Genomic DNA, 22353 nt, shown 5'->3' on the forward strand with positions numbered 1-22353 from the left:
GGCTGCCGACGAGGGCCTGACCGGACGCGGCATCGCGTCAGGCCCGTCCGATTGCAAGCCGGGGTGGCCTGACCTTCACTCGTGCAGGAGGTTGCGACGCGCAGCATCGCGTCGGCGATCTTGTGCTCCGATCCCCACACCCCGCCGGGGTTCGGCAAACCGCGCACCCGGTCGATGCGGGTGCGCGGCGACGAGGCGTACGCCTCCCGCAAGAACCCCGCCCATCTGCGCAGACGTGGTATTCGCTGCACCGTCCCGGACAAGGCCGCCCAGGCCCGCAGCCGAGGGAAACGCGGCTCCTGCGACTTCCGTCCGTCCCAGTTCGACGCGGAGGACTCCGGGGCTCGGCACCCGGTCCGGTGTGGCATCAAGCGCCCCCAAAGGCAACGGGCGTTGGCCACGAGGCACGACAAGCCCGCGGGCCGTTGCGCGGCGACCGTCCTCGGAGCGGCTGTCAACGAGTGGCTGTCAACGAGCGGCTGTGACCGGCACATTCGAGGCGCCCCTAGGGACGCATCCCGAACAGGAAGCGGGTCGCCCGCGTGCGGCGGACCAACAGCTCGTACGTGGTGAGGGTGAGGATGAGGGCCGTCACCACGAGCACGGCGTATTCAACCAGGATCGGCGCGGACCAGCCGATCACGAAGTATGCGACGGCGACCACGATCGGCTGATGCAGGACGTACAGCGGCAGCACGGCTGCGGCGAGATAGCCGTAGAGGCGCCGGCGTGTCGTCGGGGTCGGGTTCGGCGCCGCACGCGGTCGCTCCGGCCGCCGACGGTCGAGGAGACCCGGGATGGCGACCACCAGGCACCATCCGGCCGCACCGAACAGCGCCCGCGAGACGGTGGCCAGGGTGGTCATCTCCGTGAAGGGCTCGTCGGCCAGGGCGAATCCGGGGCCGGCTGCCGCGAACAGCAGACCGCCGAGCCAGCCTGCGGTCCCGGCATCGCGCCGCATCACGGTGCGGAACCGGTCGTCGCCCGCGAGCGCGAAGCCGGCAAGGAAAAACAGCAGGTACGACCAGCGGTGCCAGCCCGCGTAGTCCTCCTCCAGCCGTGCGAAGGCACAGATCGCCGCGAAGGCGAGGGCCGGCAGCAGGACGACACCTCGGCGGTGCAGGGTCGCCTCCGCCACCCGGTCACCGATGCGGCGGACGCGATCGCGCGGCAACCACCGGTACAACGGCACCAGCATGAGGGAGAACGCCAGGAGGAGCACGACGAACCAGAGATGGCCGGTCTCGAAGTGCTCGCCCTGGACGAGGAAGGGGAACTCCTCGGGCTCCAGGTGCACGTCGTAGAAGCGGGGCAGGAAGCCGAGGTACGACTCGTGGTAGCCCGCGTCGGCAGAGCGCAGCCGCAGCCACTGCGGCAGCGGGTTCAGCACGAGGGTCGCGAAGACCAGCGGAACGCCGAGCCGCAGCAGCCGCTCGCCGGCGAAGCCGCCCGCGCCGCGGCGCTGAAGCGAGTGCCAGGCACCGAGGCCGGAGATGAGGAACAGCAGCGGCATGGCCCAGACGACCCCGAACCCGGCGATGATCATGATGGCTTCGGTGGTCTCGGCGTTCTTGACGTAGAAGTCGTCGTCGGCAGCGAACACGAGCGCCGAGTGGAAGAAGACCAGCCCGATCACGACCAGCATCCGTATCGCGTCCAGCTCCGGCCGCCGCTCCGGTAGCGGTGCCAACGCCGGTTCTGCGCGTGTCGCCATGTCCGTCCTCCCCCGGGTCGCCTGTACGTCAACAGTGTTGGAAAGGCGGCCGCAGGGCGCCACCCCCGCGACGGACTCCGCTCGCCGGAACGCCCAGCGCGTAGCAGAGACCGCTCGGCAGCTGGCCGCCGGCGGTGTTACCGCGGACGTCGGCACCTCGGAGGGAGCGATACGGTCATTCGGCAGATCCCTGAGGTGGACGTCCTCGTGTACCACACCAGGCTGCGCGAGTTCACTGCTCCAGGAACTCGGCCAGCGCCGCCAGCAACCGGTCGACGTCCTCCAGGTTGTTGTAGGGGGCGAGTCCGATGCGCAGGCCGCCGGTGTCGCCGAGGCCCAGGCGGCGGGAGGTCTCGATGGCGTAGAAGTGGCTGGAGGGCGCGTGGATGTCGCGGGCGGCGAGGAAACGGTAGGCGTCGGCGGTGTCGTGGTGCTCGAAGGTGAGCAGGAGAGTGGGGGTGCGGTCGGCGGCCCGGGAGTGGATGGTGACACCCGGGAGCGCGGCCAGTTCCTTCTCGAGTCGGGTACGCAGGCTGTGTTCGTGTGCTTCGAGCGCGGCGAAGGAGGCGGACAGGCGCTCGCGCCGGGTGCCCGCCGCGTTCGGGTCGAGGCCCGCCAGGAAGTCCACGGCGGCATGCGTACCGGCGAGCAACTCGTAGGGCAGAGTGCCCAGTTCGAAGCGCTCGGGGACCGCGTCGCTGGAGGGCAGCAGCTTGTCGGGCCGCAGCGTCTCCAGCAGTGCGGGCCGGGCGGCCAGGACGCCATGGTGGGGGCCGAGGAACTTGTACGGCGAGCAGACGAAGAAGTCCGCCCCCAGGGCCGGCAGATCGACCAGGGTGTGCGCGGTGTAGTGGACGCCGTCGACATGGGTGAGCGCTCCGGCCTCGTGGACCAGGCGGCAGATCTCGGCGATCGGGGGGCGGGTGCCGATCAGGTTGGACGCCGCGGTGACGGCGACGAGACGCGTGCGGTCGGACAGGACGGCGCGGATGTCGTCGGCCGTCAACTCCCCGGAGGCGGGGTCGAACCCGGCCCAGCGCACGGTGGCGCCGGCCCGCTCCGCGGCCTGCACCCAGGGGCGGATGTTGGCGTCGTGGTCGAGGCGGGTGACGACGATCTCGTCGCCGGGCGTCCATGAGGCGGCGAGGGTGCGGGCGATGTCGTAGGTGAGCTGGGTGGCGCTGCGCCCGAAGACGATCCCCGCCGGGTCCGCGCCCAGCAGGTCGGCCATGGCCCGGCGCGCCCCCGTGACGACGGTCTCGGCGTTGCGCTCTCCCAGGGAGTACTGCCCCCGGTTGGACAGGGGCTGCGACAGGGCGTCCGCGATCGCGTCGATGACGGGCTGCGGCGTCTGTGTGCCCCCGGGCCCGTCGAAGTGGACGGTCCCGGCGGCGAGCGCGGGGAAGCGGGAGCGCAATGCGGCAATGTCGTACGTCAACGTCGTAGCTCCTGTCGTGGTCCGGGCCTGGGCACGAGTCAACCTCATCGGTCCGGCCGAAGCGAGATCGCCTCTCCACGGCGAGCGTGGGGGAGAGGGGCACCCTTCGCAGGCTGATGTGCACCGGCGAGACAGCCCCACGCCGAGGCCGCTGCCTCCGGGTACGTACTTGCCCGCAGCCGATGCGCCAGCCGGAGCGCTCGAAGTCCCGGGACGACATCGCACAGGTGAGGCCGGTCGGCCGCCAGCACCGCTCACCCCGTCGACGCCCACAGCGGCCGGGTGCCGAGTCCCACGATGTCCAGGGCCAGTTCGGCGTACATGGCGTCGGCCCAGGAGAACCAGGGGCGGGTGAAGCGGCGGGGGTCGTCCTTGTGGAAGGACTCGTGCATGGCGCCGGTCCCCGCGTCGGTGGAGATCAGTGTGCGCAGGGCGCCGATCCGTTCCGTCTCGTCCGTGCCGGTGAGTCCCCGCACGGCGATGGCGATCGGCCAGATGTGCTCCGCGGGCGTGTGAGGGCTGCCGACGCCCTCGGCCGCCGTTCCGCGGTGGAAGGACGGGTTCGCCGGCGAGAGCGCGAACCGCCGGGTCGCGAGGTACAGCGGATCGGTGACGGGGACGTTCGCGACCAGGGGCAGCGACAGCAGTCCGGGCATGTTGGCATCGTCCATCAGCAGCGCGTTGCCGTGGCCGTCGACTTCGTAGGCGTAGATCAGGCCGAACTCGTCGTGGTGCACCGTGCCGTGTCGCGCCACGGCCTCGCGCAGTTCCGCCGCCAGCCGGCCGGCGTCCTCGGCGAGGTCCGTGTCGTGGACGTGCCGTGCCAGTTCGGCGGCGCCGTCGAGGGCGGCGGCGGCACACAGGTTCGCGGGCACGTTGTACCCGTAGCGGCACGCGTCGTCGCTGGGCCTGAACCCGCTCCAGGTCATCCCCGTCCGGCCGACGGGCGTCCCTCGCCCCGCGTTCGGCAGCGTGTCACTCGGGGGGCCGGAGCGGCGCAGGAAGCGGTAGGGGGAGAGACGTTCGTGCTCCTGCTCCGTCCGCCACACGGAGATGACGGTGCGCACCGTCCGCAATGCCTCGGCCAGGTGGTCGGTCCGTCCTGTAGCCGCCCAGAAGCGGTGGGCCAGCAGGAGGGGGAAGGCGAGCGAGTCGACTTCGTACTTCTGCTCCCACACCCAAGGGTCGTCGCACAGGTCCTCGGGGTCGTGCGCCTGCCCGGAGGGCTCGGCGTTGAAGGCGTTGGCGTACGGGTTGTGGGCGATCTGCCCGAACTGACGGCGCAGCACGGCGAGTACGAGGTCCTGCAGCGCCGGGGCGTCTCGCAGGAGTGCGAGGTAGGGCATCAGCTGCGTCGAGGAGTCGCGCAGCCACATGGCGGGGATGTCGCCCGTCACGACGAAGGCGGTGCCGTCGGGCATCGGTCGGATGGTGCGGGCCAAGGTGTCGTCGAGGCAGCGCACGAGTGTCTGCCCGAAGCGTGGGTCGCCGAGTCCGTCGAGGAGTCGCACCGCCTGCTGGACGGTCGGATGGTCTTGGACACTGGCCGGATACTGCATGGTCAGCCCTTCGGTGGGTCGGCCGTCTGCCGGGCCCCTGCCGTTCGGCCGGAGCCGGTGGGGGGCCGTTGGTGACGGCTGGTCAGGATCAGGGAAGCGCCGGGACGCGGTGGATTCCGGCGCTCGGCGCGGACCGAAGTGCCGTCGCGGAGGCGCCGGATGACTGGACGAGGGGGAGCCGACCGCCGGGGCGGCCCGGAGGAGGGGCGACGGGCGATCGGTGGTATCGGATCAGGAGGAGCCCGGCGAGCCGCTCACGCCGTCGCGGCCGTCGCCGCCGGACACGCTGTCGCAGCCCTCCTCCGCGGACACGCTGTTGCAGCCCGCCTCGCGGACACGCCGTCGCGGGCCTAGTCGGCGGACACGCCGTGGCGCACGATGCGCGTGGGGATCGTGACACGGCGGGAGGCCGGCGGTGCAGCGTCGTCGTGTTCGAGGCGGTCGATCAGCAGCCGGGCCGCCTGACGGCCGATCTCGTCGGCGTCGTACGAGACGAGCGTCAGGGGCAGCCCGAGCACGTCGGACAGGTCGAAGTCGTCGAAACCGGCGAGCGGGAGCGTCGTACCCGCTTTGTACAAGGCCCGGATCGCGCCCTGGCTGATGCGGTTGTTGGTGCAGAACAACGCGGTGGGGCCCTCGGCCTGCCCGAGGAGGTCGAGGGTCGCCCGCTCGGCCGTCGCGGCGTCGACGAGGCCCTGGCGGATGAGGGCACTGTCCGGCTCGATGCCGATCTCCTCGTGCGCGGCCCAGAAGCCACGCAGCCGCTCGGCACCGGTGTAGAGCGCCGGCGGGTTGCCGAGGAAGGCGATGCGGGTGTGGCCCTCGGCCAGGAGACAGGCGGTGGCCTCGCGGGCGCCGTGGAAGTCCTCCACCAGGACGCAGTCGGTGTCCAGTCCCGCGGGGGGCCGTGCGGCCAGGACGACCGGGACATGCCGCATGGCGTCGGCCAGATGCTGTTGCCGGCTGCCGGCCGGGACCACGATCAGCCCTTCTACCTGATGATCGACGAGTCCGTTGACAAGTTCGGGTTCCTGCCCGGCCTGTTCCGCGGAGTTGCTCAGCAGCATGCGGAAGCCGTACTTCGTCGCGACTTCCTGCACGCCGAGCGCGAGGCGCGAGTAGAACGGGTTGGCGAGGTTGGTGACGACGAGGCCGATCATGCCGCTGCCGCCGAGTCGGAGGCTGCGCGCCGTCTGGTTGCGGCGGTAGCCCAGTTGGTCGACGGCCGCGAAGACCCGCTCGCGGGTCGCTTCGGAGACCCCGGGGTCGTTCTTGAGCACCCGCGAGACGGTCATGGCACTGACCTGCGCGACCTTGCCGACGTCGTGCATGGTCGGCCCTCCGCCGCGGCGAGCGGTCATGCCCGTGCCCCTTCCTCTGCCTGCCTGCTCCGGCGCCTCGGTACTCACGGGGCGCCCGGTGTGTTGCGGGCCCAATGCGCGGCCCCTATCAAGGGTGCCTCGGCGGGCTGCCGGGCCGGGAGAACGGGTACGTGGGTTCGACCGGCCACGGCCAGTCCCGCGGTGAGCGCGGGATGCACCAGGTGCCACGACTGGGCCATGGAACCACCGATGACGACCGCGGTGGCACCGAAACGGTCGATCCACGGGGTCAGGGTCCGGCCGAGGGCGTCGAAAGCGTAGCGGAACGCCTCCACCGCGGCGGCGTCACCCTCGTCGGCCCGCGCCGCCACCTCATGGACGTCGAGGAGCCGTCGTCCCTCCGCACCGCCCGCGAGCCGCGCGTAAAGGGCGCGGATGCCGCGGCGCGAGACCGTGTCCTCCAGCGGCCGGCCGTGCAAGGTCAGCCGGTGCACGTGCCCGCTCGGCGGTACCCGGTCGCCGGTGTGCACCGGCCGTCCGGCGGACAGGAACGAGGAACCGATGCCGGTGCCCAGGGTCAGGCAGACGACACGGTCGTGACCGGCGGCGGCCCCCGCGCCGTACTCGCCGAGGGCGAAGGCGTCGGCGTCGTTGAGGAAGGACAGCCGCTGCGCCCGGCCGCCCAGCCGCCGGCGCAGGCCGGCCCCGACATCGACACCGGACAGCGACTCGAACTTGCCCACGCCGGTGAAGCGGCCGACACCGGTGGCGTAGTCGAACGGCCCCGGCATCGCCACCCCCCACCGCGGATCGTGCTCTGCCGGCAGGGCGAGGGCGGCCGTGGCGATGGCGTCGAGGATGCTGTCGGCGGCCGCGTGCGAGCTCAGGGGCCTGCGGATCACCGTGGAGGGGACGGGACGGCCGCTCACCGGGTCGACGACCGCCGCGGTCACATGGGTACCGCCGACGTCGAGGACGGGGAGGGGCGCGCAGGTTCGCTGCGGGGAGGCGACGGTCACGGTTCGACCACCAGCGCCTTGACGATGCGCACTTCGCTCTCGCCCAGCGCGCGGACGCGGTAAGGCCCGACCGCGGCCGGGACCGTGAGGGTCTCGGCGAAGGCCAGGGAATGGGTGCGTCCGTCGTGGGTCTCGACGACGGCGCCCTCGCCCGCGGCGACGTTGAGGATGTGGAAGCGGCCCGCGGTGTCGTCGGGGGCGTCGGCGCCCCGGGCCACGACCAGGCGGTGGACCGCGTAGAACATCTCGGGCAGTGCGCCGATGACCTCCTCGCGCCAGCCTTCGCCGTCGCGCAGCGTGCGGGGCCGCTGGATCAGGTCCTTCGTCACGTCCTCCCCCCGCCGGGCCGTGTCCAGGTTGGCGAAACCGTGATCATAGGGCAAGGGCCGGGAGGCACCGGCGGCGTCCTTGCGCAGCCAGTCGTAGAACCGCAGGGAGTACAGGTACGGAGTCGCGCTCACCTCCAGCACCAGGTTGCCCGCACCGGAGGCGTGCGGGGTGCCCGCCGGGATCATGAACAGCTGTCCCACCGTCGCCGGATGCGACTGGACGTGGTCCTCCACGGGCATCGGGCGGCCGTGCGCGATGGCGTCCTCGACCTGGCGGCGCATGACGGCGGGATCGGCGCCCTCGGTGAGGCCGAGCAGGACCCGGGCATCGTCCTCGCAGGCCGTGACGTAGTACGTCTCGTGCTGGGTGTACGGCCAGCCGAACACCTCGCGCATGTACTGCTCCCGCGGGTGCAGATGCAGGGACAGGTTGCCGCCCCCCATCGTGTCGAGGTAGTCGAACCGGATGGGGAAGGAGGTGCCGAAGCGGCGGTGCACGTCGGCACCGAGCATGTCCTCGGGGTGGCCGACGCACAGCAGTTGGAACGGGACCTCGACCTGTGGCCCACCCTTCTCGCCGACGAGGACGCCGGCTTCGGGGGCGATCAGTTCGTAGCCCAGGGCCGTGTTGCCGGCCTGGGGGGTGAAGCCGAGTTCGCTCGCGGCCCACTGGCCGCCCCACGGGGTGGAGTTGAAGTACGGGCGCGTCCGTACCGGCCCCCGGGCCAGATGCGCCAGGGTGGCGCGCAGGGACGTGCCGTCCAGCGAGGCCGGGGTAGCCGGATCCTGGGTGTCGATCCATCGGTCGACGCGTCCGGCGAGCGCGTCACGGTGCCGGTCCAGCACGGGCCAGTCGGTGTAGAACAGGCGTACCAGGGTGGCCGGTTCGGCGGGGCGCCCCAGGTTGGTGCCGACGGGCAGCTCCCCCCGCGAGACGGCAGCCTCGGCGTACCGCTTGGGCAGGTCCGCGTACCACAGCACATCCGGCGCGCACAGCGACGAGCCCGGCCCGTACACCACCGACACCGTGCTGTCCGTGGGGCGTTCGGGTCGCGGGACCGAGTCGAACAGGTCGGAGACGGTCGCCTCGGACAGCGGGGTGAAGAACGTGTCGTCGGCGGGGACCGGCCGCGCGGTCAGCCGCTCGCCGGCGGACGGCGCGTAGTGGCCGCGGACGTCCAGCAGCTCCACTGCGCGGCCCGCCGAGCGTACGGCCGCCGCGAGACCGTCGGCCAGCGCGCCCCAGTTCAGGGCGGCGGGGCCGTCTACGGCCAGCACGAGCGGCCCGTGCGGCAGAGCGGCGACCGCGGCCGGCCAGCCGGCGGTCACCTCGGCGCCGACCGGCTGGTAGCTCGGATGGGGGTCGTAAGAACGGGACGCGGGCACATCTGCTCCTTGCTGGGCTCACGGCTGTGAGTTAACGATAACAGCGGCTGACTCAAGACGTCCATGCCTGCTTCTCGGGCGGCGGCTCTCCATGCAATGCCTCTGAGCTGGCCTTCTCGGATCCGTGGTGAGCGTGGGCAGATTCTTTGCCCCGGAACCCTTGCTAGCTCCGGAATGGTGTCGTTAACCTCCACGCAACACACACCGGGAGCCACCGGCTTCAGCCCGGATTGCAAGCGCCCCGTGATTCACATTCAGCCATGCAGGTGGCCCGATTCCGTGAAGGTGATCCATGTCAGCATCGGGCAGGGCCGGCAGCGCAGCCGCGTCGCTCGCTCGGCGTCGCTTCCTCACCGGGGTCGCCGCCGGCGCGGCCACCCTGACAGCGGGAGGCTGCGCCCGCGGGGCGAGCACGTCCGCACAGCCGGGCACCACGAGCATCTCCAACGACAACGCCACCTGGGACGACGGCTACCGTGCGGCCGGCCGGGAGCTGGAGAAGATCACCGGCTATGCGCTCAGGCCGCTGTCGAACCCGTCGGTGACCTCGTACCAGCAGGTCGTGCAGATGACCTTGCAGACCTCCAAGGCGTCCGACCTCGTCAAGTGGGCGTCCGGATACCAGCTCAAGCGTCTGGCGCGTGCGGGCGGGCTCACCGACCTGACCCGCGTCTGGCAGCGGTACGCGGACAAGGGATGGGTGCGCGGCAGCGCGCGGGAAGCCGTCTCCTACCGCGGCACGGTCTTCGGTGTCCCGCTGTACGAGTCGTACTACGTCCTCTTCTACAGCAAGCCCGTGTTCGAGAAGCTGGGCCTGTCCGCACCGGGCAGTTGGGCCGAGCTTTTGCACTGCGCCGACGTACTCAAACGCAACAAGATCACGCCGTTCCTCGCCAGCCAGGTGGGCGGCTGGCCCGCCATCGAGTGGTTCCAGGAACTGGTCAGCAAGGTCGATCCGCGGTTCTACCAGCGGTTGGTGGCGGGCGAAGCCTCCTACACCGACGACGCGGCCCTGCGCGCCATGGACATCTGGCACGACTTCATGCGCAAGGGATGGATGACACCGCCCGACTTCGACCAGGCCCGCGGCCCCGGCGCGCTGAAGGAGGGCACGGTGGGCATGTTCCTGCACGGCACCTGGCAGGCGTCGGGGATGGCGGCGGCCGGCATGAAGCCGGGCACCGACTACGGCGCCTTCGTCCTGCCCACGGTGCGGGCCGGCACCCCGAAGAGCGTGATCGCCGAGTCGGGTGTCTTCGTGGTGCCCAGCCGTGCCTCCTCGCACGCCGCCGCGACGGCGAACGTCGGGGCCTGGCTGGAGCCGTCCGTGCAGCGTGTGTGGAGCGACTTCCTGCAGGACAGCTCGGCCAACCCGAAGGTGCGATCGAGCAATCCGGTGGTGGCCGGGCTCCAGCGCGACATCGCCCGCGAACGCCGTCTGGCCCTGGTCCGCTACTGGGAGGCGAGTCCGCCCAGCCTCATCCAGGGCAACACCGACGACCTGGGCGGATTCATGGCCGGGCAGACCTCTCCGGCCGCCACGCTCCGCCGGATGCAGGAGCGTGCACACGACGAATGGGCGGCCTGGAGGCGCGACGAAGCATGAGTACTTCTACGACCGACCGGCGCCCGCCCGCCTTGGACGGCGCGGCGGCCGCACCCCGGGGCGGAACTCGGCGCACGCCTCCGTCACGGAGTTGGCGCACCGCGCGTGAGCGGATGCCGGCCGGCGGCTTCCTGGCCCCGGCCGTCCTGCTGGTCACCCTGTTCCTGCTGGCCCCGTTCGTGTGGACCGTCTACCGCAGCTTCTTCAGCGACTCGCGCACCACACCGTTCAGTTGGTTCGACAACTACGCGCTGTTCGCGTCGGACCCGGCCCTGTTCCGCTCCATCCAGAACACCCTGATGTGGGTGGTGGGCACGGTCGTCCTGCCGTTCGTGCTCGGGCTCGCCATCGCGTGCCTGACGAACTCCGGCCGCCTCTCGCGCCTCGCGCGGCTGTGTGTCGTGCTGCCCTACGCGCTCTCGGGGTCCGCGGTGGCGGTGGTCTGGAACTTCATGCTCACCACCGACGGCGCCGTCAACCAGGTCCTGACCGCCCTGGGCCTGGACTCCCTGGCCCAGGGATGGCTGCTCACCTGGCCAGGCAACACCGTCGTGATGATCCTCGCCAACGCCTGGCAGGCGACCGGCGTGGCCGTCATCCTCTTCCTGGTCGGCCTGCAGTCCATTCCGCCGGAGACGCTTGAGGCCGGCGCCCTGGACGGCGCGGGCGGATGGCAGCAGTTCCGGCACATCGTCCTGCCCCAGCTCCGACCGGTGTCGATCATCGTGATCGGGATGAGCCTGGTCAACGGCCTCAAGTCGTTCGACCTGATCTGGGTGCTCACCCAGGGCGGCCCCGGACGGGCCACCGAGACCCTCGCGGTGTCCATGTACAACGAGACCTTCCTGGAGATGCGGCCCGGCGCGGGAGCGGCGATCGCGGTCGTCCTCACCGTGATCGTGCTGGCCGCCTCCTGGCTCTACCTGCGCCGACAGCTCGACGTGAAAGGCGTGTGACGATGTCCCCCGGCCGCTTCCTGCGCAACGCCACCATCACGGTCCTGGCCGTGCTGTGGCTGATCCCCACCTGGCTCCTCGTGGTAAACGCCCTGGTGCCCGCCGAGCGTTACTCCGGCAGCCCGCACTGGCTGCCCCAGGACTTCGGACTCCTCGACAACATGTCCCAGGCCTGGGACCGGGCCCAACTCGGACCGGCGCTGGGCAACAGCCTCCTGTACGCCGTGGTCAGCGCCGTCGCCGCGGCGGTGATCGCCGGACTCGCCGCCTTCGCCACGATCGTCATGCCCGTCAGGCGGCAGGCCCTGTGGTTCTGGGTGATCTACTCCGGCACGCTGCTGCCTCTCCAGGTGTTCCTGCGGCCGCTGTTCCTGTCGTACGCCCACACCTCGCTGTACGACACCCAGGTAGGGCTCGTCCTGCTCTACACCGCGATCGCCGTCCCCTTCGCGTTCTTCGTGATGCGCAACTACGCCCTCACACTGCCGCGGGAGGTGGTGGAGGCGGCGCGCGTGGACGGCGCGTCGTGGTGGCGCGTGTTCTGGCAGATCCACGTCCCGCTGACCCGGTCCGCCATGATCGCCGTGTTCGTCTTCCAGTTCGTGGCCGTCTGGAACGACCTCATGTTCGGCATCACCATGGTCACGAGCCGCAACATCCGGCCAGTGATGGCCGCGCTCGCCGATCTCCAGGGCAACTACTCCAACGTCGGGCCGCCCGTCGTGCTGGCCGGCGCGCTCCTGGTGTCGTTGCCGACCGTGGTGCTCTTCTTCTCCGCCCAGCGCTTCTTCGTCAGCAGTCTCAAGCTCCACCGCTGACGCCGCATACGCCTGTTCTTGTCTCCTCAAGCTCCACCGGTGACGCCGCACACCCCTCTCCCTGTCTCCTCAAGGTCGCGAAGGAACACACCCATGCTCCGATCGCTGTTCACCCGTGCCGCCGTGCCCGCCGTCTGCGCCGGACTGCTCTGGGGCGCCCTCCCGGCACACGCCCAGACGCCCGGACACATCCGCCCCGTCTCCTCGGCGGACTGGGCCGACCGGGCCACCGCCGCGTACCGCGCCCTGCAGGACCACCTGTACGAGGGCTCCGACCAGCACGGCCTGTACCTGGAGCACACGCCCCGGCAGGCGTCCGACCGGGAGCACTCCTACCTGTGGCCCTTCCGGGAGGCCGCGCAGGCGGCCGTCGACATGCAGGAACTGCCGCGTACCGGGCCCTCCTACCGGAAGGACGCGGCCGAGCGGTTCGCCACGGCCGAGCTCTACCACGCCTCCGGTGAGCGGCCCGGCTACGCGTCCTATCTGCCCGCACCCCTGGGCACGGGAGGCGACATCTACTACGACGACAACGCCGTGGTCGCCCTCAGCCAGCTCGACCAGTACGAGGCCACCGGCAACCGCGTGCCGCTGAAGCGGGCCGAGCAGGTCGTGCCCGTCGTCTCCAGGGCCTGGGACGACGACCCCGCCAAGGCGTGTCCGGGCGGCATGGACTGGTACGACTCGCCCAACAACGCCATCCGGGCCACCAACGTCACCGCCCTGTCCGCCCAACTCGCCGCACGCCTCTACGAGCACACCCGCAACCGCGCCTACCTCGCCAAGGCCGAGCAGTGGTACGGCTGGGTGTACTCGTGCATGCGCAAGGCGCCTGGCCTGTACGTCAACGACCGCGGTGACGACGGCAGCACCAACGAGACCCTGTGGACCTACAACTCCGGCGCCATGATCGGCACCGCCACCGCCCTCTACCGCGGCACCGGTGACACCCGCTACCTGGACCAGGCCCTGGCGGACGCCCGCGGATCACTGGCGTACTGGACCGAGGGAGACCGCCTCCACGAACAGCCGGCCATCTTCAACTCGTTCTACTTCAAGGACCTGTTGGACCTGGACGCCCTCCGCCCCGACCCCGCCTTCCTGACGGCCATGAGCGCCTACGCCGACGACACCTACCGCGGCAACCGGGACGCCTCCACCGGACTGTTCCGCTTCCAGCCCTCCAACGGCGGCGACTACGACCCCCAGGCGCCGGCCGCGACGCTCAACCAGTCCGCCATGGTCCAGATCTTCGCCACACTCGCCGACGCCACCCACCACGGTCACCGCCCGCACCAGGGCGACCTGCCCTCCTGACCGTACGGCCGGCACCACCGCACCCCCGACGCAAAGGACACTCACGCACCATGCCCAAGCCACCGCTGACCCGGCCCTCCTGGTGGGACTCCGACATCGCGCGTGACCTTCTGCGCGAGCGCGTGGCCACCACCGTCGGCCTGGGGGACCTGCGGGTGCAGCTCTCGGGGGAACCCCTGCTGCGCCGCGACGCCACCGGCGGACTGCTCCAGTCCGTCCGGGTACGCGTGCACCCCCGCGACACCGCGAGCCCGCGACCGCGCGTCACCCGGGCCCGCGTCACGACGGCCGGCGGCACCCCCGTCCACTGCGAGGTCCTCCCCGGGCCAGGAGGCGACACCCGCCTCCTGGTACCGGAGGTGGACACCCCCACCCCGCTGCTCATCGAACTGCCCGAACTGGAGGCAGGCACCCGGCTCGCGTTCGAGGCGCGTCCGCAGCGCCACTGGACCCTGCACCTCGTACAGCACTCGCACCTCGACATCGGCTACACCGACCCGCAGGGCCGCGTCATGGCCGAGAGCCGCGCCTACCTCGACTCGCTCCTGGAGCTGTGCCGCGACACCGACGAATGGCCCGACCCCGCCCGGTTCCGCTGGGCGGTCGAAGGCTTCCACTCCTTCCAGGACTGGCGGGCCAACCGGCCCCGACGGCAGGTGGAGAGCTTCCTCGACCGGGTGCGCGAGGGACGCGTCGAACTCACGGCCATGCCGTTCAACCTCCACACCGAGACCTGCTCCACCGACGAACTGCACGAACTCCTGCGCCCCGCGATCGAGTTGCGCGAGCGGCACGGAATCGACATCACCACGGCCATGCAGACGGACGTGCCCGGACAGGTGGTGGGCCTGCCCGACGTCCTCACGGACAACGGCATCCGCTACCTGTCCGTGGCACACAACTGGGCCGGACGCGCGGTGCCGCACCTCGTCGGCGGGGAACACCTGCCGCGGCTGTTCCGCTGGGAGACACCGAGCGGCAACAGCGTGCTCGTCTGGCGCACGGACACCCCGCACGGCCTGGCGTACATGGAGGGCTCGATCCTCGGCTTCGACGAGTCCTACGACCACGTCGACGACCTGCTCCCCGCCTACCTCGGCGCCCTGGCCCGGTTCCCCTACCCCCACGAGGGACGCGGGATCCCCGGCTTCCCCGCCGTCGACCTCCCCGGCACCGCCGACCCCTACCCCTGGGACGTGCTCCACCTGCGCGTGCTGGGCAAGTTCGCGGACAACGGCCCGCCCCGGCGGATCATCTCGGAGACGGTGCGGCGCTGGAACGAGCAGTGGGCGTTCCCGCAATTGCGGGCCTCGCGCAACCAGGACTTCTTCGAGGACGCCGAGAAACGCTACGGCGACCGTCTGGAGACCCACCGGGGGGACTGGACCGACTGGTGGGTCGACGGCGTCGGTGCCGGCGCCGTACCGCTGGCGGCCACCCGCCGCGGGCAGGCCGCCCTCGCCGAGGCGCAGACCGTGGCCGGGTACGCCCACCTGATGGGCGTACCCGGCAGCACGGCCGTGACCAGCGGCGCACCGGCGGTCTACCGATCCGCCTCCCTCTTCAACGAACACACCTGGGGCGCAGGCGACCCGTGGACGCACGGCGACCACGGCCACGGGTCCGGCGAGAAGCAGTGGCACTGGAAGTACTCCCAGGCGATGCGTGCCCACGACGACGCGGAGACGCTCCTGGACGCCGCGGGCGCCCTGCTCGGCGAGGCCTTCGCCGCGTCCGCCGACGCGGACGCGTCCTTCTACGCCGTGAACACCTGCAGCTGGCCGCGCACCGAGACCGTACGGCTCTTCCTGCCCGAAAGCACGGTCGCCCTCGGCGAGGCGGTCCAGGTCCTCGACGCGCGCACGGGCACGCCCCTGCCCTTCGCGCAGGAGGCCCAGAGCAACGACCGCCACCGCGCGGCCGGCCGCTTCCTGCACGTGCCGGTCGCGGACGTACCGGCCTGCGGAGCGGTGCGCCTGGACGTCGTCACCGGCGCCGAACCCCCGGTCGGGGCGGGTGCGGAGAGCGCGGCGCCCGCCGACGCCACCGTCCTGGAGAACGACCATCTGCGCGTCACCGTCGACCTGCGCGAGGCGTGCATCGCCTCCGTCGTCGACAAGCGCACCGGGCGCGAGATGGTGCGGCAGGACGCCGTCATCGGCTTCAACGGCTACGTCTACGACGAGTACGCGACGGCCGGCGCGTTCAACCACCAGTCGAGCAAGACCGTCGCCGACGACTCGATGCACCTGCTCGCCTCACGCAGCACCGCTCCGCCCGCGGCCCTCGTCGGGCGCACCACGGACGCCACGGCACAGACCCTGGTGTACGAGTGCGCCCCGGCCGGCAGCCGCAGGCTCCGCGTGACGGTGCGCCTGCCGCACGACGCGGCCCGCGTCGACATCGAGAACCGTCTCGACAAGAACGCGACCCTGACCAAGGAGAGCGCCTACTTCGCCTTCCCCTTCGCCCTGGACGGCGCCACCGTCCGCACGGAGGCGACAGGCGGCGTCCTCGGCACCGATCGCGAGACCGTGCCGGGCTCCGCCGCCCACATGCGAGCCGTCCGGCGCTGGATCAGCCTGAGCGACGGCACACATCACGTCGCACTGGCCACCGCCGACGCCCCGCTCGTCCAGATCGGCGGCATCGCGATCCCCTACGTCCCCTACCCGCAGTCCCTGCCCCAGGAGGAACCGGCCACCGTCTTCTCCTGGGTGCACAACAACATCTGGGACACGAACTTCCCCGCCCAGCAGGCCTTCGACCACGTCTTCCGCTACAGCGTGGGCTTCGCCCCGGCCACCGCGGACGCCGACGAGTTCGCGCAGCGCGTCGCGGCCGTCACCAGTCACCCGCTGGTGCCGGTGCGCGCCCGCGCCGAAGCCGGGACCGCGTCACCGGCCCGGACTCACTTCCTGACCCTGGAGGATTCCCGAGTGCGGCTCGTCGGCCTCACCGTGCCGGACGAAGGCACGCTCATGGTCCGCCTGCAGTCACTGGCCGACACCCCGGTCACGTGCCGCGTGCGTACCCCCTTCACCGTCGCGCACGCCGTCCGTACGAACTATCTCGGCCTGCCTTCCCACGAGATAGACCGCGACCCCGAAGGCGCCGTCCCGGTAGAGGTGCCGGCACTCGGAACGGCGGCGGTCGTATTGCACTTGAGCCCGTCCACGAACTGAGGCGAGGGTGCCGTCGGTCGGGCACCGCGTGTGGGTCGGTGAGCGTGTCCTTCCCCGTCGAGGGGGAGGGGAAGGACACGAAGGCCGCTGGGCGCGGGAGGACAGAGCACGACACCCGCTGTGCTGTGACCGTCACCGACCAGCGTCCCGCGCCTCGCGGCGTTAATGCGGTCGTCGGGACCTCTTGCGCAGGGGATCATGTGGGGGTGTCGCCGACCGAAGCCGCAACCGCTGACCTGCAGGACCTCGCTGTTCTCTGGAGCACTGGCGAGGCCCAGGCTCATGATGTGGTCGAGGCTGCGTGCGCGGCACTCGTTGCCGGGCTGGACAGCCCGGCATTGCGTATTCTGGCTGGATACACACGTGCCGAGGCGGCGTACGAGGTGCCCGACCTGCTTCCCGTCGCACTCGATGAGCTCGGCCTTGTGTTCTACCCGCGCGACAGCGAGGCCGGGAGGGAAGCCGCCGTGCGGGCACTGGCGCACCAGATGCTCGCAGGCCGACTGACGCCGCGGGAGCTTGCTCTGCGCATCCACCAGCGGTACGGCCACCAGCTACCCCTGGCCGAACGCCTCGCGATGCTTGATGACGAGTACGACATCGTCGGGTACGGGGACACGACGTTGGCCCAGCTCGACGCGGAGGTCATAGCCGAAGCTCAGCGTCTGACGCGCTGACCCGGTGCGCCGGTGGCGCGGGGTCGAGGAGGTAGGTGCCCTGCTGAGCCCGATCAGGCGGTCAACTGGATTCAGAAATGTAAGAACTCGTGTGACGTGCGTCAGTTCTCCTCCGCGACCTGTTGGCGCAGGTAGGTGAACCCCTCGTACTCGGCAGGGAGAGGGTCACCCCGCAGAAAGGCTCCGAGTACTTCGATCCCTTCTCGCGAGGCAGCTTGCATCCACGCGAGTTGAGCGCCGGCGCCGAGTCCAGGCGCGAGGAGCCAGGCGTTGCCGATCTCGTACACCCTCTCCAGACGCTCCCGGAGCCGCGGGTCGGGGATCAACAGGGCGGAGGCATGCATGGCCATGAGGCGGCGCTCACCGGTGTGCATGAAGTTCTGGAACGGCTCGGTGAGCCCGTAGTTCTGGTCCGTGGGGCGCTCGCGGTCGTGGACCATCAGCTCGTGCCGGAGCTGTAGCAGCTCGTTGAGAGCAGCCTGGGCGGCGTCTCGCCTGTGGCCTTCCGCGCGCTCGACTCTGGCGGACCGTGCTTGGAGCCATCCGCCCAGTACCGCTCCTCCGGCACCGATGGCGGCTCCGCCGAGACCGATCAGCCCCGTCCACATCTCCGTCTGCACGTGCCCCCTCATCCGGCTCGACGGGCGTCATGGCGACCACAACAGTGATCGCGCGCAGCTATGTTAGAGCGAGGAAGGTGGCGCCAGGCGCAGCCACTGACGAGGGTTTGGAGGGTGGCCGCGAGGAGCGTGTCATCAGGCGTGACCTATGTTCCGCCACCCGTCGGCCGTATCCCCGACGGCGGGATCTGCGGCTTCGTGATCTCCCAGGGCCGTCCGGAGCGCTCCAAGCCCACGCACCCGCCCCCGAGGGCTGGTAATGGTTGTCCCGTAGTTGGTTGATCGTGGGCGAGTGTCGCGTCACGGCCTTCTCAGGGCTGCACCTCAGCAGAAGACTGACTGACCGGCAGGGGCCAGCCCAATACTCCAACGGTAGATCGTGATCCGGCATGAGTCGCTGCAGAGTGTCGCTGTGCCAAGCCTGCTCCGGGTGTACGCGGTTGCCCGCCGTGCTTGGCACGGCGGGCAACCAGGCGTCTGCGAGCCTCAAACGGAGAAGCCTGTGACCTTCTGCGGGGTCACCCGGACAATCAGCCGGAGCACCTCCTCCGGCTCCGCCGGTGGGTCCTCGCCAAGGTACTTCTGCGAGAGCTTGCGCGGCAGCGATTTCTCCAAGTCGTTGATCAGTTCGACAGTGCCGCGGATGTCTACGGACTGGTACGGGTTCGCGGTGTCGAAGACTGTGAGGCTTACCCGCGGATCCCGTGCGAGATTCCGCGCCTTCTGGCGCCCGGCCGTCGTGGAGAACAGCACCGTATCCCCCTCCCTGACGATCCAGACCACCGATGTCTGCGGCCCGCCGTCCCGGTTCAGCGTCGCGACGGTGGCGAAGTTCCTCCCGTCCAGCAGCTTGCGCATCTCCTCGTTGAAGAGCTTTGACACAGTCTCGCCCCTCTGTTCAGCATTCTTGGGATCACTACTTGCGCAGAACAGATGCGAAGGCCGGGTCCTTCCCGCTGCGGTATCGAGGGGTTGGATTTCCAGCCGTTCCATCGTGATCTTCCTGATGGGGGGCCGCGGCGGGCACGCCGCGGTGGACCGGGAACAGTACACTTCACGCCCCTGGACCTCCGACGCCGACCGCTGCCGGGCCGCCGGGGTCTGCGAGGAGACAGGGTTGGCGACCAACTCGGAGTTGGCCGCTCGCATGATCGGCCAATGCCTGGACGCCGGCAACCGGACCGCGCTGGAGGGACGCGGGACCGGCTATGTCCTCGCGGTGGCCCGCTCGCACGAAATCACCACCGGAACCAGGAAGTTCGGCGCGGAAGCTCTGGCCAAGAAGGTGCCCAAGCGGACTTGGCAGAAGCTGTCCGCCGGGGGCCGGAGCCAAGGGCCACCGCTTCAACGACTGGGCCGCCATCGACCTCGTCGACCCCCGGCCAGGGAGTCGCCAGTTGCTCATCCGCCGTAACCGCAGCACCGGGGAACTCGCCTACTACCGCTGCTACTCGCCCGCACCGGTGCCGCTGACCACCTTGGTGCGCGTCGCTGGATCAAGGTGGCGGGTGGAGGAGTCCTTCCAGTCCGGCAAGGGCTGGCCGCCCTCGACGAACACCAGGTCCGCCGCTACCCGTTCTGGTCCCGCTGGGTCACCCCGGCCATGCTCGCGCACGCCTTCCTGACTGTCATCCGCGCGGACGAACGCGACCGCCACCCCGCACCCCGACGCCCTCATACCGCTCACCTGCAACGAGATCCAACGACTGGTTCATCACGCTCATCGCCCAACCCATCACAACGCCGTCGACCGGCTTACCTGGTCCGACGTGCTACGCCGCCACCAGGCCCGATCCCGGGCCGGCCACTACCGATGACAAGCCGTTCAGGCATGAAGATCACGAACTACGGCTGGAGTGCTTAGCAGGCGACTCATTGCGAAAGGTGCTCATGTTGGCGCAGTCGTCGGGGTCACCGATCCATGCATACAGCCGCAGATCCTCACCGTTGCCGCTGATGTCGAGTCCGGACCCGTAACTGCCCGGACCGACCTCGTAATCATTGATCTCGTGAAAGGCGAGCGAAACGTCGAACTCGTTGCGACCGCCGTCGGTGAGTTCCCACCACCCACTACCCCTTCTCCGGTCTGTGGGGCCCCTTGCGTCGTCGAGGTCGGTAGGCCAAGCCACCGTCGTGAAGGAGCCATCGCTCCGCAGCGTTAGTGAGCTTCCTGAGAGGTCCCGGTAAGTGCCGACCAGGTCGCTGACCGCCAGGTCATCGGGTCGACCGCCTTCGCCTGGACAAGACTCGTAACGAGCGAAACACCCAGTCACGGCGGGCGTAAGAGCCACCACGATGACACAAAGTGCCATCCAGCGTCCCCGCCTCATCGCACCCCCCACGTCCGTTCCTCCCGTGGATTGTTCCACGGCAGACGACACTCTGTAGTTGCCGCGGGAATGGTGAGAGCCCGCGGGGGGCGACGAGCGGGGCCGCGCTGCCAACGGCGTTGATCTCCCTGCAGGGGAGGGGTGATGACCCCCGCCCGTAGCGATGGCGACGCTGAGGATGACCTCCGTCAAAGTGCTCGCATTGACAGCAGTGGTGAGTACGTCAGAAGGTGCTTGCTCTGACGGCTTGGGGTGGGAACAGAACGTGGAACGGCAGCAGTATGTGGAGCGGTGCTCAGAGCTCTTCGCGGTGGGTGGCTATGCGGCTGTGAGAGCAACGGCTGAGGCGGGGCTCGAGGAGTTCGGACCGGATCCGGTTCTCTTTCGCTGGCTCGGACAGGCACACGCCGCGGAGGACGACGAGGACCATGACCGTGAGGCTGAGGCCGCGTATCGCGATGGCCTCGCCCTGGCACCGGACGACCTCGGGCTTCTGGTGTCGTACGTGGAGCTGTGCCTGCGCTCGGACTCTTTCGAATACCCGGCACGGGCGCGCCGTGCGGTGCTCCTGCAAGAGAGAATCGAAGAGCTGGCGCCGCCCGGGTCCGCTGAGCGCGAGCGAGTCGATGATGCGACGGGCTGGGCCGGGCGGGGCTATTGGGACGACCTGAAGGTAGCCGCTGCCCGAGGGCAAGCTCAGCAGGCGGCCACAGCGGAGCAGAGCGTGCTGGTCACCGACGCGCTGCGACGAGCTGCTCGTGGCGAGTCCAGCGAGGACACAGGGGAAGACCTACGGGCGGTTGAGGTTGCTGCGGCGGTTGAGCTCCTGCAGGGAGCTCGGAACGCACCGTTGCGCCTGCTTCTCGCGCACCGCGTCGCAGCGTATGTGCTGACCTTCGTCGCATCATTCGGACTGAACAAGGCGCTGGTGTGGACGGGAGTGGTGGACTTCAGCCTGTGGGGCTGGTTGCTCTGGGTCCCTGTGCTCGCTGCCGAAGCCAAGCTCCGCCAGGCCAAGAAGCTGGGACAGGAGCGCGTCATCGCGCGCATACAGGCACGCCACGACGGAATGGATCTGCCTTTCAGTCAATCCGAGAGTAAGTAGCTGTGAGTGCCGCAGTTGCCGACCGCGGCACCAGGCGGGCTGTGTCTGTCCGTTGGGTGATAACTGATGTGATGTGCAGCCGGATCGACTCATGCCGGCTGATCCGGTCCGTGGTCGGCGGTGGGCCGACCGCCGCCGCACCTTGGAGGCCATCACCTGGAAGTGCCACACTTGTTCGTCCTGGCCGGCCGCCCCCGGACGGACTCGGCTCGTTTCAGACCCCACATGAACGGCTGATCAAGTGGGCCGTGGACGGCACTTGGCAACGGATCCTCACCGCGATCCTGACAGCGGCCGACGCCCGTCTCAGGCAGTGGCGCGGTCTGGCCACGCGGCCAGACCGGCTTGCCCTGGGGTACCGGCTGCTCTGCACTCGGCGGCAATCTTGTCTCGGGCCTGCCGCTGATATCGCGGACCTGTTCACCGCGTGATCAGGATGGCTCGTGCACGACCAGCCGCGACTGCCGCCCCGCGAACGCCCTGCGCAGGGCCCGAGCCTCACGGTGCCGTGCGCCAAAGACTCCGCGCTTGTCCACGTGGATGACCAGGACGTCGTAGCTGTCGATCACATCGGAGATACCTCGTGTCTGGATGGTGTCCCGCCAGGCTTCCGTGTTCCGGCCGAACCATTCCGGCAGCCCGCAGGGCTCAGCGACGGCGTCCCAGAAGTGATCAAGCGTCTCGATCGGCCGACCCCGCAGATCTACCACCAGCTCCGTCTCCGTCTTCTTCGCCATCACAGCAGAGTAGCCATTCCTGCCCGGGACTGTTCCAAGAGTCGGCGCTGGGCGCCCCTGCGTTGGCACTGTCCGTGTCGAGCGCCTGGACACCGGCACCGCCGGGAGGATCTGCCGCGTGCCGGGATGGCGTGGCAGCAGCTGCCGGGGTGGAAGTTCCGGCTGTGGGCGTCGGAGCCCAGCGAGCCGGAGCGTGGCGAGCCCTTCGATGGGACGGGCGTGCCCTGGAGACGAA

16 protein-coding genes and 2 pseudogenes are annotated in these 22353 nt (G+C 70.1%); 9 read left to right on the top strand and 9 right to left on the bottom strand.

Annotation, left to right across the window (positions count from 1 at the left end):
• Nucleotides 1–505: 505 nt before the first annotated feature.
• The 6 genes from ACIP2X_RS06930 to ACIP2X_RS06955 all read right to left on the bottom strand — a co-directional run bounded on the left by ACIP2X_RS06930 (nt 506) and on the right by ACIP2X_RS06955 (nt 8767).
• Nucleotides 506–1714 (bottom strand): acyltransferase, encoded by a 1209-nt coding sequence (locus ACIP2X_RS06930; protein ID WP_401668458.1) that lies wholly within the window; start codon nt 1712–1714, stop codon nt 506–508.
• Nucleotides 1715–1946: 232 nt separating this feature from the next.
• Nucleotides 1947–3152: a cysteine desulfurase-like protein gene (locus tag ACIP2X_RS06935; protein ID WP_401668460.1), complete on the bottom strand. Its 1206-nt coding sequence runs from the start codon at nt 3150–3152 to the stop codon at nt 1947–1949.
• A 254-nt stretch (nt 3153–3406) separates the two neighbouring features.
• Nucleotides 3407–4711: a glycoside hydrolase family 125 protein gene (locus tag ACIP2X_RS06940; RefSeq protein ID WP_401668463.1), complete on the bottom strand. Its 1305-nt coding sequence runs from the start codon at nt 4709–4711 to the stop codon at nt 3407–3409.
• Between the two features lie 350 nt (nt 4712–5061).
• A complete protein-coding gene (locus ACIP2X_RS06945; protein ID WP_401668465.1) occupies nt 5062–6072 on the bottom strand; it encodes a LacI family DNA-binding transcriptional regulator in 1011 nt (336 codons plus the stop codon).
• A 44-nt stretch (nt 6073–6116) separates the two neighbouring features.
• Nucleotides 6117–7052, bottom strand: a complete 936-nt coding sequence (locus ACIP2X_RS06950; protein ID WP_401668468.1) for an ROK family protein — start codon at nt 7050–7052, stop codon at nt 6117–6119.
• Nucleotides 7049–8767 (bottom strand): class I mannose-6-phosphate isomerase, encoded by a 1719-nt coding sequence (locus ACIP2X_RS06955; protein ID WP_401668471.1) that lies wholly within the window; start codon nt 8765–8767, stop codon nt 7049–7051. Before ACIP2X_RS06955 ends, ACIP2X_RS06950 begins: the two co-directional genes overlap by 4 nt.
• Nucleotides 8768–9059: 292 nt before the next feature.
• Here ACIP2X_RS06955 and ACIP2X_RS06960 point away from each other — a divergent pair, with 292 nt between their 5' ends.
• The 6 genes from ACIP2X_RS06960 (at nt 9060) to ACIP2X_RS06985 (ending at nt 17326) form a co-directional block, all read left to right on the top strand.
• The gene (locus ACIP2X_RS06960; RefSeq protein WP_401668473.1) at nt 9060–10373 is read left to right on the top strand and encodes an ABC transporter substrate-binding protein; all 1314 of its coding nucleotides are present in this window, start codon (nt 9060–9062) and stop codon (nt 10371–10373) included.
• Entirely contained in the window at nt 10370–11329 is a 960-nt protein-coding gene (locus ACIP2X_RS06965) for a carbohydrate ABC transporter permease (protein WP_401668475.1), read from the top strand. Before ACIP2X_RS06960 ends, ACIP2X_RS06965 begins: the two co-directional genes overlap by 4 nt.
• 2 nt (nt 11330–11331) lie before the next feature.
• Nucleotides 11332–12147 (top strand): carbohydrate ABC transporter permease, encoded by an 816-nt coding sequence (locus ACIP2X_RS06970; RefSeq protein ID WP_401668928.1) that lies wholly within the window; start codon nt 11332–11334, stop codon nt 12145–12147.
• A gap of 93 nt (nt 12148–12240) precedes the next feature.
• Nucleotides 12241–13464, top strand: coding sequence for a glycoside hydrolase family 76 protein (locus ACIP2X_RS06975; RefSeq protein ID WP_401668477.1), 1224 nt, complete (start codon nt 12241–12243; stop codon nt 13462–13464).
• Nucleotides 13465–13514: 50 nt separating this feature from the next.
• Nucleotides 13515–16649, top strand: a complete 3135-nt coding sequence (locus tag ACIP2X_RS06980; RefSeq protein ID WP_401668480.1) for a glycoside hydrolase family 38 C-terminal domain-containing protein — start codon at nt 13515–13517, stop codon at nt 16647–16649.
• Between the two features lie 206 nt (nt 16650–16855).
• Nucleotides 16856–17326 (top strand): hypothetical protein, encoded by a 471-nt coding sequence (locus tag ACIP2X_RS06985; RefSeq protein ID WP_401668482.1) that lies wholly within the window; start codon nt 16856–16858, stop codon nt 17324–17326.
• Between the two features lie 101 nt (nt 17327–17427).
• Here ACIP2X_RS06985 and ACIP2X_RS06990 read toward each other — a convergent pair whose 3' ends face one another.
• Together ACIP2X_RS06990 and ACIP2X_RS06995 are read right to left on the bottom strand one after the other, a co-directional pair.
• Nucleotides 17428–17946 (bottom strand): hypothetical protein, encoded by a 519-nt coding sequence (locus tag ACIP2X_RS06990; RefSeq protein ID WP_401668484.1) that lies wholly within the window; start codon nt 17944–17946, stop codon nt 17428–17430.
• A gap of 486 nt (nt 17947–18432) precedes the next feature.
• A complete protein-coding gene (locus ACIP2X_RS06995) occupies nt 18433–18828 on the bottom strand; it encodes a PPOX class F420-dependent oxidoreductase (protein WP_401668487.1) in 396 nt (131 codons plus the stop codon).
• A gap of 88 nt (nt 18829–18916) precedes the next feature.
• Between ACIP2X_RS06995 and ACIP2X_RS07000 the strand changes: the two are divergent.
• The 3 genes and pseudogenes from ACIP2X_RS07000 to ACIP2X_RS07010 form a co-directional block, all read left to right on the top strand.
• Nucleotides 18917–19763, top strand: a pseudogene (locus ACIP2X_RS07000) (IS701 family transposase); the annotation flags it as partial.
• 778 nt (nt 19764–20541) lie between these two features.
• Nucleotides 20542–21381, top strand: a complete 840-nt coding sequence (locus tag ACIP2X_RS07005; protein WP_401668490.1) for a hypothetical protein — start codon at nt 20542–20544, stop codon at nt 21379–21381.
• Nucleotides 21382–21422: 41 nt separating this feature from the next.
• A pseudogene (locus ACIP2X_RS07010) lies at nt 21423–21683 on the top strand (transposase); the annotation flags it as partial.
• Between the two features lie 129 nt (nt 21684–21812).
• Here ACIP2X_RS07010 and ACIP2X_RS07015 read toward each other — a convergent pair.
• Nucleotides 21813–22118: a barstar family protein gene (locus tag ACIP2X_RS07015; RefSeq protein ID WP_401668492.1), complete on the bottom strand. Its 306-nt coding sequence runs from the start codon at nt 22116–22118 to the stop codon at nt 21813–21815.
• Between the last annotated feature and the right edge of the window lie 235 nt (nt 22119–22353).

The sequence above is a fragment of the Streptomyces sp. NPDC089424 genome, from assembly GCF_044749345.1.
Lineage (GTDB): Bacteria > Actinomycetota > Actinomycetes > Streptomycetales > Streptomycetaceae > Streptomyces.

What these genes read in the sequence shown, in the direction of transcription:
- ACIP2X_RS06930 (WP_401668458.1), bottom strand. Translation starts at nt 1,714, where the DNA reads ATGGCGACACGCGCAGAACCGGCGTTGGCACCGCTACCGGAGCGGCGG.
- ACIP2X_RS06940 (WP_401668463.1), bottom strand. Translation starts at nt 4,711, where the DNA reads ATGCAGTATCCGGCCAGTGTCCAAGACCATCCGACCGTCCAGCAGGCG.
- ACIP2X_RS06945 (WP_401668465.1), bottom strand. Translation starts at nt 6,072, where the DNA reads ATGACCGCTCGCCGCGGCGGAGGGCCGACCATGCACGACGTCGGCAAG.
- ACIP2X_RS06960 (WP_401668473.1), top strand. Translation starts at nt 9,060, where the DNA reads ATGTCAGCATCGGGCAGGGCCGGCAGCGCAGCCGCGTCGCTCGCTCGG.
- ACIP2X_RS06965 (WP_401668475.1), top strand. Translation starts at nt 10,370, where the DNA reads ATGAGTACTTCTACGACCGACCGGCGCCCGCCCGCCTTGGACGGCGCG.
- ACIP2X_RS06970 (WP_401668928.1), top strand. Translation starts at nt 11,332, where the DNA reads ATGTCCCCCGGCCGCTTCCTGCGCAACGCCACCATCACGGTCCTGGCC.
- ACIP2X_RS06975 (WP_401668477.1), top strand. Translation starts at nt 12,241, where the DNA reads ATGCTCCGATCGCTGTTCACCCGTGCCGCCGTGCCCGCCGTCTGCGCC.
- ACIP2X_RS06980 (WP_401668480.1), top strand. Translation starts at nt 13,515, where the DNA reads ATGCCCAAGCCACCGCTGACCCGGCCCTCCTGGTGGGACTCCGACATC.
- ACIP2X_RS07015 (WP_401668492.1), bottom strand. Translation starts at nt 22,118, where the DNA reads ATGGCGAAGAAGACGGAGACGGAGCTGGTGGTAGATCTGCGGGGTCGG.